This window comes from Pseudomonas sp. XS1P51, from assembly GCF_054897845.1.
Window position 1 is genome coordinate 2,844,648 of sequence record NZ_CM142707.1, and the last position, 14,687, is coordinate 2,859,334.

Sequence of the window (14,687 nt, forward strand, 5' to 3'; positions counted from 1 at the left end):
CATGAGAAGCACCGATCACGACCCCTTCAACCTGCAACGCTTCATACAGGCTCAGGGTCCGGTATTCGAACGGGTTCAGAAGGAGCTGAGTGAAGGCCACAAGCGTAGTCACTGGATGTGGTTTATTTTTCCGCAGTTCACCGGGTTAGGTGGCAGTGAGATGTCCCGTCACTTTGCGATTCGAACCAAAGCAGAAGCGACGGCCTACCTCGAACACCCCTTGCTGAGCGCACGGTTACGCACCTGCACTCAATTGGTCATGAACATCGAGCAGCGCTCGATTGCGGCGATTTTCGGCCACCCCGACGACCTCAAGTTTCACTCCTCGATGACACTGTTTGCCCAAATCGCCCCGGATGACAGCCCCTTCCATCAGGCCCTGGAGCAGTATTTCCACGGCATACAGGATGACTGGACGCTGTCGCTGCTGGACTCAAAACAAGCCCAGTTGCCCACCAATCAGGGTTGAAAAGTCGTCGTCAACGAACGGCAGGATCGCATCCGCCACCGGTTGCAATTGCCGGGTGACGTAGTGGTCGTAATCGATGGGCGCGCTGCGGATTTCCAACGGCTCGGGGCCGGCGACGGTGATCACGTAGCTGATCCAGCCACCGTTCTGGTACTGCCGCGGGCGGCCCTGCTGGTCGTTGTAGTCGTCGGCAATCCGCGCCGCCCGCACGTGGGGCGGCACGTTGCGCTGATAGTCGTCGAGGGTGCGGCGCAGGCGCTTGCGGTAAATCAGGCGGTCGTCGAACTCACCGGCCACGGTCTTGCGCACGTAGTCGCGTACATAATCCTGATAGGGCTTGCGATTGAAGATGCGCAGGTAAAGCTCCTGCTGGAACTGCCGGGCCAGCGGCGACCAGTCGGTGCGCACGGTTTCCAGGCCCTTGTAGACCATCTCGTCGGTGCCATCGGCGCGGGTCACGAGCCCGGCATAGCGCTTCTTGCTGCCCTCTTCGGCGCCGCGAATGGTCGGCATCAGAAAGCGCTTGTAGTGGGTTTCGAACTGCAACTCCAGCGCGCTTTCCAGGCCGTATTCCTGCTGCACGTGCTCGCGCCACCACTGGTTGACGTGGTCCACCAGCGCGTGGCCGATCTGCGCCGCTTCCTGCTGACCGTGGGCGCGGCGCAGCCAGACGAAGGTCGAGTCGGTGTCGCCATAAATCACCGTATGGCCCTGGGCCTCGATCAGCTGTCGGGTGCGCAGCATGATCTCGTGGCCGCGCAAGGTAATGGACGACGCCAGGCGTGTATCGAAAAAACGGCAACCGCTGGAACCGAGCACGCCGTAGAAGGCATTCATGATGATCTTCAGCGCCTGGGACAGCGGCGCGTTGTGGTCGCGCTTGGCAGTTTCGCGGCCTTCGGCGACCCGGGCGACGATGGCCGGCAGGCAATGCCGGGTTCGCGAAAAACGGGCGCCACGAAAGCCTGGCACCGACTCACTATCGTCGGGATGTTTGAGCCCCTCGATCAAGCCCACCGGGTCAATGAGGAACGTGCGAATGATCGATGGGTAAAGGCTTTTGTAATCGAGCACCAGCACCGATTCGTACAGCCCCGGCTGGGAGTCCATGACAAAACCGCCGGGGCTGGCTTGCGCGGGCTTGCCGCCGAGATTGGGCGCAACGAAACCCTGGCGGTGCATCAGCGGCATGTAGAGATGGGTGAAGGCCGCCACCGAACCGCCGCTGCGATCCGCCGGCAGCCCCGTCACGCTGGCCCGTTCCAGCAGGAACGTCAGCAGCTCGGTCTTGGCGAAAATCCGCGTCACCAGCTCGCAGTCCTTGAGGTTGTACTTGGCCAGGGCCGGTTTGTCCTCGGCGAACATGCGGTTGATTTCGTCCATGCGCTGGTACGGATTGTCGATCGACTTGCCCTCGCCCAGCAGGGTTTGCGCGACGTTTTCCAGGCTGAACGAGGGAAAGCTCCAAGTGGCCGAACGCAGGGATTCGATACCATCGATGATCAGCCGGCCAGCGGCCGAGGCGAAGTAATGGTTACGGCTGCCATGTTCGCGCCACTGCATCTCCTCGCCGTCACGCCCCAGTTTCAGCGGCACCGCCAGGCGCCGGGCGTGTTCGTGGAGCACGCGCAGATCGAACTGCACGACGTTCCAGCCGATGATCGCGTCGGGATCAAAGCGGGCGAACCATTCGTTGAGTTTTTTCAGCAGCTGGGTTCGGGAGTCGCAGTATTCGAGCTGGAAATCCACCTCGCTGTCGTCACCGTTGGGCGGGCCGAGTATGTAGACCTGGCGCTCACCGCAGCCCTCGAGGGCAATGGAATACAACTCGCCCTGAGCGGTGGTTTCAATGTCCAGGGAGACCAGCCTGAGGCTGGGTCGGTAGTCGGGGTCAGGTTTCATCTGCGCGTCGAGCAGCAGGCCCTCGGTATTGGCCGTGCCGCCAAAGACCACCGGCGCCGTGATGAAGCGCTCCATCATGTAGCGTTCCGGCGGACGCACGTCGGCTTCGAACATCTCGACGCCAGACTTGCGCAGCGCAGTTTCCAGGCGCATCAGTTGACCGTGTTGCTGGCAATACAGCCCGAGCACCGGGCGATGCTCGAAATCCTGCAACGCCAACGGCCGCAGCTCGACGTTCTTTTCGCCACGCAGTACGGCTTCGGCCTGCTCACGCTGGGCCGCCGGGATGAACGCCACCGACGGTTGATGAGGCAGGCGAATCCGCCGGGGGCCGGTATCGGTCGCCAACCAGAACTCGACTTCCGTTCCGGCCGGGGTATCGCGCCAATGCCGGGTCAGGACGAAGCCCCGCTGTAAATCCACCACTGCAACCTCAAATCCGATTCAGGTGGCAATTCTACGCGTCATCGCAGGCGATAGCCCGACCTCTCAAGCAGTCATAAACCCTGTAGGAGCGAGCCTGCTCGCGATTGCTGTTTCACATTCAACGATGATGCTGGCTGGAGTCCGCAATCGCGAGCAGGCTCGCTCCCACAGGGTTGATTGAGCCCGTGGATCAGTGAATAACGGTGGATTACTCGATGTTTACCCAAGAAAAACCGCCGAATGACGTTTTTTGCGTGTTATCTGCCGCTTTGCGCCTTGCCCTCTGCGCCTGGGTCTACGATTCTTCAAGAACAACGACAACACCTGAGAAACCGCCATGAAAACCGTCGCCCAACTGCTGAAGTTAAAGGCCCAACAAAATCAGGAAGTCCACACCATTGCGCCTCATCAAATGGTGCTGGAAGCGCTGATGGTCATGGCCGCGAAAAACGTCGGCGCCTTACCGGTCGTGAAGAATGGCGAGGTCGTCGGCATCATCAGCGAGCGTGACTATGCGCGCAAACTGGTGCTCAAGGGCCGCTCCTCCGTCGGTACACCGGTCGAAGACATCATGGTGTCACCGGTGATCACCGTGGACACCCATCAAACCGTCGAAACCTGCATGGGCATCATGTCCGACAAACGCCTGCGCCACTTGCCGGTGGTGGAAAGCGGTCAGTTGATCGGCTTGCTGTCGATCGGTGACCTGGTCAAGGAAGCCATTGCCGAACAGGCTGAGCTGATTCGGCAGTTGGAGCAGTACATTCGCGGCGAATAACTCCGAAACACCACAAATCCCCTGTGGGAGCGAGCCTGCTCGCGATTGCGGCGGGTCAGTCGACACAGGTATTGACTGACCCGCCGCAATCGCGAGCAGGCTCGCTCCCACAAGGGATCTGCGGCGCTCAGGCGGGCCAATGCCGGGCGAAGACCGGTGCCAATGTCGGGTGCCGGTCGATGCGCTCCAGCCACGCGAAAAAGCCGGGTCGGGTACTGCGCAAATGCTCTCGACTGCCCGCCCACCGCGTGACCACCGCCGCCAGCACATCCAGCGCCCCCGGCGTCTCGTCACCCAGGTACAGTTCGCCCGAGAACTGATCGGCAAACACCTCCCAACTCCAATGCAGGCGCTCGCGAGCACCGGCCATGAGGTTTTGCCTGGACGCTTCATCGGCCTCGGCCAGCCAGCGCTCGGGGTAATCGATGATGCCAATGGCCGCATAGCAATTGCAGACGATATACACCAGGCCCCGGATGGCCTGATCACGTTCGGCGGCCTGCCGGGGCAGCAGATTCGATTGGGGAAACGCCAGGCCCAGATGGATGAGGATCGCCGCACTCTCGGTAAGAATGCTGCCATCGGGTAGCTGCAAAGTCGGAATCTGCTTGAGCGGGTTGAGTTTCTCCAGGGCCTTGGCTGCCTCCGAGGACGATTCAACGTCGATGAAGCGGTAAGCAATCTCGCAGAGCTCAAGGGCGGCTTCTATCGCCGCAGCACCCGAGTTCTTGTGTCCGTAGAGCTGGTACATGGTGCAGCCTCCTGGCGAGACAAGAATATAGTCAATAGAGGCGCTGCTACCCAGCCTCGTTCCCTGCCATTGGGCGAGTGGCGACGCTGATCGTACTTAACCGAGCGCCGCGATCAACTCCGCCGTCGTGACAATCGAATGGGCATACGTCGGCCCGTTGATGTCATGGGCCGCGTGCATCGCTTCCGCGCTGAAGGCTGCCGTCGCGTCACGTACCAGCGTCACGTGGTAACCCAGCTCGGCAGCGAATTTGCCGGTGGTTTCGATGCAGGTATTGGCGAGCATCCCCACCACCACGACGTTCTCGATGCCGTGTTGTTTAAGCAGGAAATCCAGGTCGGTGTTGGCAAAACCGCTGCCGCCCCAGTGCTCCTTGACGATCACATCACCGGCCTTGGGCTGGAAATCCGGATGCCACTCCCCGCCCCAGGTTCCGGCGGCAAACACTTGAGCGCGACTGGCGCCTTGTTGGTAGGGGCTGGGGTGTTTCCAGCGGGCCAGTTCATCGGGTTCGGCGCGGTGGTGCGGCACGTAGAACACCTGGATGCCGGCCTTGCGTATCGCCTCGACCACCGCGTTCAGATTGGCCAGGGTGCCCACATTGTCGGCCACCGGTTTGGCATGGCCATGGAGCTTGCCGCCCTCGCTGAGGAAATCATTGTAGGGATCGACCAGCAGCAGGCCGGTGTGGGCGGGAACATAGGAACTGGCATTCATGGTCGACTCCTGTAAGGCAAAGGCACGCGCCAGCTAACCAGTGTAGAAGCCGCCACCGACAGCACCGCGACCACCCGACGATCGAACCATCACGCCCGCATGGGGTTCGCCGTTCGTCCCATCACTGCCGTCGATGTTCACCATCACGCCAATGAAGTTCTCATAAAAAATCCGCAGCGTAACATCGCCTCCATACCCAACAACTACACCCCGGAGCACACCCTCATGAAACGCCAAGTCCTTCTCAGCATCGCTTTCTCGGTTTTTGCAGTTAACGCTTTCGCCGCTACCTCTGCTCACCCGGTTGTCGCTGAAGGCGGCTCGGATCGTCTGATTGAAAGTCGTGTGGCTGAAGGTGGTTCCGATCGCCTGATCGAGAATCGCGTTGCCGCTGATGGTTCGGATCGTCTGATCGAGAATCGCGTTGCCGAAGGCGGCTCGGATCGCCTGATCGAACGTCGCGTCGCCGAAGGTGGCTCTGATCGCCTGATCGAACGTCGCGTCGCCGAAGGTGGTTCGGATCGTCTGATCGAAAGCCGCGCTGCATGAATGAACGTCTTTACCGCGATACTCAATGAAAAACCCGGCCTCATCAGCCGGGTTTTTTTACGTGTTTTTTTTGAGTTCGCTCACTTCCCCGCCCGCGCCATGCACCGCTGATAACGCTCATCGACCCGTTTGGCGAACCACGCCGTGGTGAGCTTGCGGGTGATTTTCGGACTCTGCAGCACGATCCCCGGCAACACCGCACGAGGCAATGACCGCCCTTCGGCCTGTTCGGCCAGTTCGAAGACCCGCTGATAGAGCCGGGTGTCCTCGAACTCGAGGCTTTTGCCCTCCTCCAGTTGATCCCTGATCGTGGGATTGCGCATGCCCAGTTGTTTGCCGAGGGTGCGCACGGCCAGCTCCGTGGTGCCGGGCATGATCGAGTCGTAGCGCACCAGATCACCGTCCAGGGCCAGGGGAATGCCCGAAGCACGACTCACCGCGTTCTGAAACGCCGCATTGCGGCTGGCGTACCAACCGGCGTTGAAATCGGCGAAGCGATACAGCGGCTGCTTGTAGCTCACTGGATAACCGAGCAAGTGGGCGATACCGAAATACATGCCGCCGCGACGGCTGAACACTTCCCGACGAATCGTACCGTCCACCGGATACGGGTAATCCCGCGCCTGCTGCTCGGCAAAGTCGATGCTGACCTGCATCGGCCCGCCGGTATGCACCGGGTTAAAGCCACCGAACAGGGTCCGTCCCATGGGCACGATGCCAATGAAGTCATCGAAAATCGCACTGAGCTCTTTTTCGCTGCGCGCGGCATTCAGGCGGTCGCTGTAGCTTTTGCCATTGGATGAACTCACCTGCAGCGCACCGCTCACCAACAGGCCGGGGATATGGGCTTTGGCGGCACGGCGGTCGATTTCTTCCCGGGCGATCTTGCCCAGGCCTGGCACAGGGGGATCGACCTGGAACGTTGACTCCTGCTCGGTGACCGCCAATACCGAGCACAGGTTTTGGGTGGATGGATAGATATTCTGGGCGGCAAATGCCGCGTATATGTCCGTGGCCCAGCCCTGGCGGTCGACGGTCTTGGCCGGCAGCAGGCGCACGATTTCTGCCTTGACCTCGGCGGGCTTGCGGGCCGGGGCTTCCTGGACACGCTGAGTGCCGCAACCGGCCAGCACCAACAGCGCCGCGACGCTCATGATCAATCGATTGGCTTGCATGGTGCTCCATCAAATCCGTTGAGCCGGGTTAACCATACGATCAATGGCATGGGCAGGCTATGACTGTGCTGACGACGCACTGTTCCCTCACAGACACACTGACCTGTGGGAGCGAGCCTGCTCGCGATAGCGGTATGACAGGCAAAGGAAATGCCCAATGTTATGGCCTCATCGCGAGCAGGCTCGCTCCCACAGGTCAGTCCCTCGCCACAAAAGTCCTCATCACCCCGGTTTTTAAATCCATCGATCATTATCTACACACCGTAATGACAAACTAATCGTGCAACGCTACTGAGAACTACTACCATTCGTGAGTGGAGTCGCATTTGCGCAAGGAGTCCCCGCGCGGTCAATTCTTTTCTCACTAGCGGCGCGCCGCAGGTACGAAATATGACTACTCCAGCCCGAATCGGTGTTCCCTTTCGCCCGACTCTCCTCGCCTTGCTTTGCTCCCTGTCCGTGACTGCCCATGCTGCAACGCCCGCGACCGATCCCGAAAGCGACGGCAAGGCGGTGGTGCTGGACAACGTCAACATCAATGCCCAGGCACCCTCGCCGTCCGCCCTGCCCCCGCCGTATGCGGGTGGTCAGGTGGCGCGCGGTGGACAGTTGGGCGTGTTGGGCAATCAGGACATCATGGACGTGCCGTTCAGCATGGCCTCCTATACCGAGCAATTGATCCAGGATCAGCAAGCCGAAAACGTGGGCGACGTGTTGCTCAATGATTCGTCGGTCCGTCAGGCCTCCGGTTTTTCCAACCAGGCCCAGACCTTCATGATCCGCGGCCTGCCCCTCAACAGTGACGACATTTCCTACAACGGTCTGTACGGCGTCCTGCCTCGGCAGATCATTTCCACTGACGCCCTGGAGCGTGTGGAAGTCTTCAAGGGCCCGAACGCATTCATCAATGGCGTGACCCCGACCGGCTCCGGTATCGGCGGCGGCGTGAACCTGCAGCCCAAGCGCGCCGGTGACATACCGCTGCGCCGTTTCACCACCGACATCAGCGATGAAGGCCGAATTGGCCAACATCTGGACATCGGCCAGCGTTTCGGCGAGGACAACCGCTTCGGTGCGCGCGTCAACCTGTCTCAACGCGAAGGCGACACCGCGATCGACGACGAAAACCAGCGCTCCAAGCTGTTCGCTATCGGCCTCGACTATCGCGGCGATGCCCTGCGCATTTCCGGCGACTTCGCCTATCAGAAAGAACGCGTCAACAGTGGTCGCAGCTCGGTGAACCTCGGCAACGCCACGCACATTCCAGATGCGCCCTCGGCCGACACCAACTATGCGCAGAAATGGGGTTTCACCCAGATCGAAGACACCTTCGGCATGTTGCGCGCCGAATATGATCTGAACGACATCTGGACCGTCTACGCCGCAGGTGGCGCCAAGCACACTCGGGAAGTCGGGAATTACGACGGCACCACCCTGGTGGGCAACGACGGCAGTTCCGTTACGAGCGGCTCATTTATTCCCCACGACGAGGACAACAAAAGCGTCATGGCCGGCCTCAACGGCAGGTTCGCCACCGGCCCGGTCAGCCACAAACTAAACTTCGGCCTGGCCGGAATCTGGACCGAACAGCGCAACGCCTTCGATTTCGATTCGAACCAATACCCGAACAACATCTACCATCCGGTCGCAGTTCCGGCACCTCAGAGCGGCTTCGCCCTTGGGGACCTGCACGATCCGGGTATCACCGGTAAAACCTTTGTGCGCAGCGGCGCGGTGTCCGACACCCTGGGCTTCATGGATGATCGCCTGCTAATCACTGTCGGGGTGCGTCGGCAACAGTTGGTTGTGCAGAATTACGCTTACGGTTCCGGGCCGCGCACTTCCAAATACGACGAGTCGATCACTACCCCGGTTTACGGCATCGTGTTCAAGCCATGGGAACACGTGTCGTTCTATGCCAACCGTATCGAAGGTTTGGCCGAAGGTCCGATTGCACCAGACACATCCGGTTCTCGTGTCGTAGTCAATGGCAGCGAGGCCTTTGCGCCAGCCCGCTCCAAACAGATCGAAGCCGGTGTAAAAGTCGACATGGGGACCTACGGCGCCAGTCTTGGTGTGTATCGCATCGAGCAACCCAGCGACGGCTACACCCTACCTATCGACGACTTCACCGCACGCTTTGTGCACCAAGGTGATCAGGTCAACAAAGGCGTCGAACTCAACGTCTTCGGCGAGCCGATTAGCGGCCTGCGCCTCATAAGCGGCGTGACCGTAATGGACACCGAGTTGAAGAAAACCGAAAACGGCGCCAACGACGGCAACCACGCCATCGGCGTGCCGACCTTCCAGTTCAATGCCTCGGCAGACTGGGACGTCCCCGGCCTGCAAGGTGTAACGCTGAATGCTCGGATGCTGCGCACCGGCGGTCAATACGCCGACGCGGCAAACAACCTGAGCCTGCCGACCTGGAACCGTTTCGATGCCGGCTCCCGCTACGCCTTCAAGGTCCAGGAAAAAGACGTGACCTTGCGTTTTGGGGTCGAGAACGTGGCTAACAAGAAGTACTGGGAATCGGCCCAGGGCGGCTACCTCACCCAGGGCGAACCACGGGTGGCGAAGTTGTCGGGCACCATCGATTTCTGATCAACCCCGCCCCACAAAAAGGCCCCGCAGCGTCATGGCTGCGGCGCCTTTTTCCGTTGGGCAGCCAACCTGTCCGTTTGCCCCGACTGAACCATACTTGGTCGACCATCGTGGAGGACAGCCTCATGAACCGTAGCGACGTTCTGATCATCGGCGCCGGCCCCACCGGGTTGGTGCTGGCGTTGTGGCTGAGCAAACTGGGGATCCGCGTACGGATTCTCGACAAGACGCCCGCCCCCGGCACCACCTCGCGGGCGCTGGCCGTCCAGGCGCGAACGCTGGAGCTGTATCGCCAACTCGACCTCAGCGAGGCCGTTGTGCAGAACGGCCATCGCGTGGCCGCGGCGAATTTCTGGGTCAAGGGTGAGCCCGTGGCGCGCTTGCCGCTGACCCGCATCGGCGAAGGTCTGACGCCTTACGCCTTCCTCGAAATCTTCCCGCAGGACGAGCATGAGCGACTGCTGATCGAACGCCTGGAAACCTTTGGCATCCACGTCGAGCGCAACACTGAACTGAAAAGTTTCGAGGAGACCGGCGACGGCATCACTGCCCGATTGCGCTTGCCCGATGGTCAGCAGGAAACCTGTCAGGCCTGTTACCTGGCAGGTTGCGACGGCGCCCGGTCGATTGTGCGCAAGACTCTCGATACGGGATTTCCCGGCGGCACCTACCAGCAGGTTTTCTACGTGGCCGACGTGCAGGCCAGCGGGCCGGCACTCAATGGCGAGCTGCATCTGGACCTGGATGAAGCGGACTTTCTGGCGGTGTTCCCATTGGCCGGCGAGGGGCGCGCCCGACTGATCGGCATCGTGCGCGACGAGCGCGCCGAACAGGCTGACACCCTGCGGTTCGAAGATGTCAGCAGCCAGGCCATCGAACATCTGAAGGTGCAGATCGAACAGGTGAACTGGTTTTCGACCTACCGTGTGCATCACCGGGTGGCGGATCACTTTCGCAGCGGGCGGGCGTTTCTGTTGGGTGACGCCGCCCATGTCCACAGCCCCGCCGGTGGCCAGGGCATGAACACCGGGATTGGCGATGCCATCAACCTCGCCTGGAAACTCGCGGCGGTATTGAGCGGCGGCGCCACGGCCAACCTGCTCGACACTTATGAAACCGAGCGCATCGCCTTTGCCCGCAGACTGGTCGCCACCACTGACCGGGTGTTCAGTTTCGTCACGGCCGAAGGACGCATGGCCGACTTGCTGCGCACCCGTCTGGCGCCGTTCCTGCTGCCAAAAATGGCCTCGTTCGAGACGTCCCGAGAGTTCCTGTTTCGCACGGTCTCGCAGATCACCCTGAATTATCGCGGCATGCCATTGAGCACGGGCGTGGCCGGGCATGTTCATGGCGGCGACCGGCTGCCCTGGGCGCACGACGGTGAAGGGGACAATTTCTGCTCGCTGAAGTGTCCGACCTGGCAAGTGCATGTGTATGGCGACACCAGCGATGAAATGATTGCCTGGTGCCACGAACATCATTTACCGCTGCAGGTTTTTGACTGGCGGCCAGCGTTCGAAGCGGCGGGCCTGGGGCGTAACGGGTTTTATCTGTTGCGGCCGGATACGTATGTGGCGATTGCCGAAACGTGCTCCGATCCGAAGGTGATCGAGCGGTACTTCCGGGATCACGGGATCAGGCCGTTTTTTGGCGGTTCCTGAAGACACCGAAGATCAACTGTGGGAGCGAGCCTGCTCGCGAAAGCGGACTGTCAGTCATGCCGCCGCCCTCGCGAGCAGGCTCGCTCCCACAGTGGGTTGTGTGGTGGGTTTTAGATCCCGGCCAGTGCCAGGTCCATCGCGAAGTAGGTGAAGATCAGGTCCGCGCCGGCCCGCTTGATCGCGCCGAGGCTCTCACGTACCACACGGTCCTCATCGATCGCACCGGCCTGCGCGCCGAACTTGATCATCGCGTACTCGCCGCTCACCTGATACGCCGACAGCGGCAGACGCGACACCTCGCGAATGTCGCGGATGATGTCCAGGTAGGCACCGGCCGGTTTGACCATCAGCGCGTCGGCGCCTTCCTGCTCGTCCATCAGCGATTCGCGCACCGCTTCGCGGCGGTTCATCGGGTTCATCTGATAGCTTTTGCGGTCGCCCTTGAGCGCACTGCCACCGGCTTCTCGGAACGGGCCGTAGAGCGCCGAGGCGAATTTGGTGGAGTACGCCATGATCGCGGTCTGGGTGAAACCGGCCTCATCCAGTGCCCGGCGAATGGCCTGGACCTGTCCGTCCATGGCGGCTGACGGGGCAATCACATCGGCGCCGGCACGGGCGGCGGCCACGGCTTGTTTGCCGAGGTTGATCAGGGTCTGGTCGTTGTCGACTTCGTGGTTGTGCAACACGCCGCAATGGCCGTGGTCGGTGTACTCGCAGAAACAGGTGTCGGACATCACGATCATCTCCGGCACCGCATCCTTGGCGATGCGCGACATGCGTGACACCAGACCGTTGTCGTTCCAGGTGTCGCTGCCACTGCCGTCCAGGTGATGGGACACGCCGAAGGTCATCACCGACTTGATCCCGGCCCGGGCATAACGCTCGATCTCGCCGGCCAGTTTCGATTCCGGAATACGCATCACCCCGGGCATGCTTTTGATCGGTACGAAATCGTCGATCTCTTCCTCGACGAAAATCGGCAGCACCAGATCGTTCAAGGTGAATTCGGTTTCCTGGAACAGACTGCGCAGGCTCGCATTGCGGCGCAGACGGCGTGGACGTGCTTCGGGGAACTGACTGGACATGGGCATTCCTGAAAACGGCGGACGCGACGAAAGTCGTAGGGAGGCGAAGCTTATGCCCTGAACGGTTCAGGGCACAAACACCGGTTCGGGAAGACTTTGTTACCGGCTCGGCAATAATGCTCGATCACACCGAAGGAATGGTACCGCCGTCGATCACATATTCAGCGCCCGTAATCGAAGCGGCCCGTGGCGAAACCAGGAAGGCGATCAGGTCCGCTACTTCGGCAGGCCTGGCCGGGCGACCGAGGGGAATGCCGCCCAAGGCGTTCATGATGATCTGGCGTCCGCCCGCTTCGTCCGTCCCGTTCTGACGGGCAATTTCCTGAACCATGCGCACGGCGGCGTCGGTTTCTACCCAGCCTGGCGCGACCCGCACCACCCGCACGCCTTTGGGGCTGACCTCCTTGGACAGGCTTTTACTGTAGGTGGACAACGCGGCTTTGGCCGCCGCGTAGGCCGTGGTGGATTCGGGCAGCGGCAACCGCCCCTGAATCGAAGTGACGTGGACAATCACACCCGAACCCTGGGCCAACAGGCCAGGGAGCAAGGCGCGGTCCAGACGCACCGCGGCGAACAGGTTCTGGTCCAGGGCCTGCTGCCACTGCTGATCGTCCAGTACGGCAAAACCACCGGCCGGCGCCGAAGATCCGCCCACGACATGAACAATGATGTCGAGGCCTCCCAGCCCCGCCTTCACCGCCTCGGCCACCTTCAGGCAACCGTCGGCCGTGGAGACATCCGCGACCACAAAGGCCTCGTCCATCAGGTGCTCGGGCCTGGAACGAGCGGTGGTCATCACCCGGGCGCCGTTCTCCCGCAGCCGCTTCACCACGGCCTCACCGATGCCTTTGGTGCCGCCCGTGACCAAGGCGCGCAGGCCTTGCAGTTCATCACTCATGCGCCGATCTCCAGCGACGCGATCCGCCGGTCTTGCAGGACAAATCGGTAGGTCACCTCGGCCGGACTACCGGGGAAATTGCCGGTCAGCCGCGCCCGAACCCGGGTGACGTCATCGGTTTGCGAGACATTCAGCGGCTCGACGCTGTACTGATATTTCGCCTGGGCCGCCACTTTCCAGGCTTTGATCGCCGCCAGCCCTTCATACACGCGGCCTTCGTCGAGCACCTTGGCATCGGCGGTGAAGCAACGCTCCAGCGCAGCGGTGTCGGTGTTTTTCTCGCCCGAAAAATAATCGGCAAGAGGTTCTGGCAAAACAATACTCATCAGATCGTTCCTCATTGGACCACGCAGACTTGCGTCACCGGACTCTGCGCGGTACAGCTAAGGCTGACAAGAACGCACGAAAAGGTAAGTCAGGTACCCATGAGTAAGGTCTACACGCCACAAACGGCGGCAAACGACGTGGTCTCGGCACTCAAGCAACTGGAGGGCCGCTGGAAGCTGGAAATTTTGTTCCACCTGTTTGGCGGTCAGGTTCAGCGCTTTTCGGAACTCGAACGGCTGATCCCGGAGATCTCGCAGAAAATGCTCGCCCAGCAACTGCGGCAACTGGAAGCCGACGGCATCGTGCATCGCACGGTTTATCCGCAGGTGCCGCCCAAGGTCGAGTACCGAATGACCGAATGGGGCCAGGGGTTGTGTCCGGTGCTGGATGCGCTGTTGAAATGGACGGATGTGCGGCCCGTCGAGCAACAGGCGTCGTCCCGCGACAACGCCTGATCACGACAAGGTGAGCTAGAGCGTCAGCGTTCCCTGGATGCAGGTCACCACCGCGCCGCCGATCCAGATTTCGTCCCCGATTTGCTCAACCTGAATCCGCCCGGCGCGGCCCATGGTCAGGCCCTGGCTGACCACGTAGGACGTCGGCGCCAGCCCTTCGCTGAGCAGCCATTGCGCGATCCCGGCGTTCAGGCTGCCGGTCGCAGGGTCTTCCGGCATGCCGTCGCCGGAGATGAACGCCCGCACTTCGAACTGCGCATCATCGCCATCGCGCTCGGGGTGCCACGGCGCGATGACACCGACGGCGAGGCCAATCATCTGCGAATGGTCCGGTTGCAGGTCGAGTACCTGCTGGCGATCCTCGACCATCACCGCCAGCCAGCCGGCGCCGTTATCGACCCACTGCGTACGCACAATGGCCCCCGGTTCCAGCCTGAGCCCGCGTCGCACACGCTCCACAACGTCGGCCTCTACCGGCCCGGTCTTGATCAGTGGCGGTGCGAGAAAGGCCAGCTCCGCGCCTTGTCGACGGACCCGCACCAACCCGACGCCGCACTCCTGAATGATCTCCTCGCCCTTGGGCACGCCACCGGCCTCAAGCCAGGCGTGACAGGTGCCCAGGGTCGGATGGCCGGCGAACGGCAACTCGTTGAGGGTGGTGAAGATACGCACTCGGTAGTCGGCCCGAGGATCCTGCGGTTCGAGTATGAACGTGGTCTCACTGAGGTTGGTCCACGTCGCGAACGCTGCCATGCGCTCGTCGCTGAGCGCATCGGCGCCGAACACCACGGCCAACGGATTGCCCTTGAGCGCAACACGGCTGAAAACATCTACTTGCCTGAAATCGAATGAACGCATGGCCTGCCTTGGTCTTGTTGGAATCGAAACGT

At 61.3% G+C, this 14,687-nt stretch carries 14 protein-coding genes; 6 read left to right on the top strand and 8 right to left on the bottom strand.

Translation table 11 applies throughout. From position 1 onward, the window contains the following. Nucleotide 1 precedes the first annotated feature (1 nt). Nucleotides 2–469 (top strand): DUF1810 domain-containing protein, encoded by a 468-nt coding sequence (locus ACYZUD_RS13260; RefSeq protein ID WP_462024401.1) that lies wholly within the window; start codon nucleotides 2–4, stop codon nucleotides 467–469. Here the strand turns inward: ACYZUD_RS13260 and ACYZUD_RS13265 are convergent. Continuing rightward, nucleotides 434–2,794, bottom strand: a complete 2,361-nt coding sequence (locus tag ACYZUD_RS13265) for a DNA polymerase II (RefSeq protein ID WP_462024402.1) — start codon at nucleotides 2,792–2,794, stop codon at nucleotides 434–436. The genes ACYZUD_RS13260 and ACYZUD_RS13265 overlap by 36 nt on opposite strands. A gap of 340 nt (nucleotides 2,795–3,134) precedes the next feature. On the opposite strand from ACYZUD_RS13265, the gene ACYZUD_RS13270 reads away from it, so the two are divergent. Then, nucleotides 3,135–3,575, top strand: a complete 441-nt coding sequence (locus ACYZUD_RS13270) for a CBS domain-containing protein (RefSeq protein ID WP_462024403.1) — start codon at nucleotides 3,135–3,137, stop codon at nucleotides 3,573–3,575. Between the two features lie 127 nt (nucleotides 3,576–3,702). Here ACYZUD_RS13270 and ACYZUD_RS13275 read toward each other — a convergent pair whose 3' ends face one another. Together ACYZUD_RS13275 and ACYZUD_RS13280 are read right to left on the bottom strand one after the other, a co-directional pair. Further along, nucleotides 3,703–4,326 (bottom strand): glutathione S-transferase N-terminal domain-containing protein, encoded by a 624-nt coding sequence (locus ACYZUD_RS13275; protein WP_462024404.1) that lies wholly within the window; start codon nucleotides 4,324–4,326, stop codon nucleotides 3,703–3,705. A 96-nt stretch (nucleotides 4,327–4,422) separates the two neighbouring features. Beyond that, entirely contained in the window at nucleotides 4,423–5,043 is a 621-nt protein-coding gene (locus ACYZUD_RS13280) for a cysteine hydrolase family protein (protein ID WP_462024405.1), read from the bottom strand. Between the two features lie 225 nt (nucleotides 5,044–5,268). Between ACYZUD_RS13280 and ACYZUD_RS13285 the strand changes: the two genes are divergently transcribed. Then, complete coding sequence (locus ACYZUD_RS13285; RefSeq protein WP_462024406.1) at nucleotides 5,269–5,592, top strand: hypothetical protein; 324 nt, start codon at nucleotides 5,269–5,271, stop codon at nucleotides 5,590–5,592. An 80-nt stretch (nucleotides 5,593–5,672) separates the two neighbouring features. Here the strand turns inward: ACYZUD_RS13285 and ACYZUD_RS13290 are convergent, their stop codons facing one another. Next, nucleotides 5,673–6,767: a DUF1615 domain-containing protein gene (locus ACYZUD_RS13290; protein ID WP_462024407.1), complete on the bottom strand. Its 1,095-nt coding sequence runs from the start codon at nucleotides 6,765–6,767 to the stop codon at nucleotides 5,673–5,675. 390 nt (nucleotides 6,768–7,157) lie between these two features. Between ACYZUD_RS13290 and ACYZUD_RS13295 the strand changes: the two genes are divergently transcribed. Continuing rightward, a complete protein-coding gene (locus ACYZUD_RS13295) occupies nucleotides 7,158–9,371 on the top strand; it encodes a TonB-dependent receptor (RefSeq protein ID WP_462024408.1) in 2,214 nt (737 codons plus the stop codon). Between the two features lie 125 nt (nucleotides 9,372–9,496). Further along, nucleotides 9,497–11,032, top strand: a complete 1,536-nt coding sequence (locus ACYZUD_RS13300; RefSeq protein WP_462024409.1) for an FAD-dependent oxidoreductase — start codon at nucleotides 9,497–9,499, stop codon at nucleotides 11,030–11,032. Nucleotides 11,033–11,142: 110 nt separating this feature from the next. Here the strand turns inward: ACYZUD_RS13300 and hemB are convergent, their stop codons facing one another. From hemB to ACYZUD_RS13315, 3 genes are all read right to left on the bottom strand, one after another. Further along, a complete protein-coding gene (gene hemB, locus ACYZUD_RS13305; protein ID WP_462024410.1) occupies nucleotides 11,143–12,117 on the bottom strand; it encodes a porphobilinogen synthase in 975 nt (324 codons plus the stop codon). 124 nt (nucleotides 12,118–12,241) lie between these two features. Next, entirely contained in the window at nucleotides 12,242–13,015 is a 774-nt protein-coding gene (locus tag ACYZUD_RS13310) for an SDR family oxidoreductase (RefSeq protein ID WP_462024411.1), read from the bottom strand. Continuing rightward, the gene (locus ACYZUD_RS13315) at nucleotides 13,012–13,341 is read right to left on the bottom strand and encodes a nuclear transport factor 2 family protein (RefSeq protein WP_462024412.1); all 330 of its coding nucleotides are present in this window, start codon (nucleotides 13,339–13,341) and stop codon (nucleotides 13,012–13,014) included. The genes ACYZUD_RS13310 and ACYZUD_RS13315 overlap by 4 nt, the downstream gene beginning before the upstream one ends. A gap of 99 nt (nucleotides 13,342–13,440) precedes the next feature. Here ACYZUD_RS13315 and ACYZUD_RS13320 point away from each other — a divergent pair, with 99 nt between their 5' ends. Beyond that, nucleotides 13,441–13,797 (top strand): winged helix-turn-helix transcriptional regulator, encoded by a 357-nt coding sequence (locus ACYZUD_RS13320; protein ID WP_462024413.1) that lies wholly within the window; start codon nucleotides 13,441–13,443, stop codon nucleotides 13,795–13,797. A 15-nt stretch (nucleotides 13,798–13,812) separates the two neighbouring features. On the opposite strand, the gene ACYZUD_RS13325 is transcribed toward ACYZUD_RS13320, so the two are convergent. Next, nucleotides 13,813–14,655, bottom strand: coding sequence for a PhzF family phenazine biosynthesis protein (locus ACYZUD_RS13325; protein ID WP_462024414.1), 843 nt, complete (start codon nucleotides 14,653–14,655; stop codon nucleotides 13,813–13,815). Between the last annotated feature and the right edge of the window lie 32 nt (nucleotides 14,656–14,687).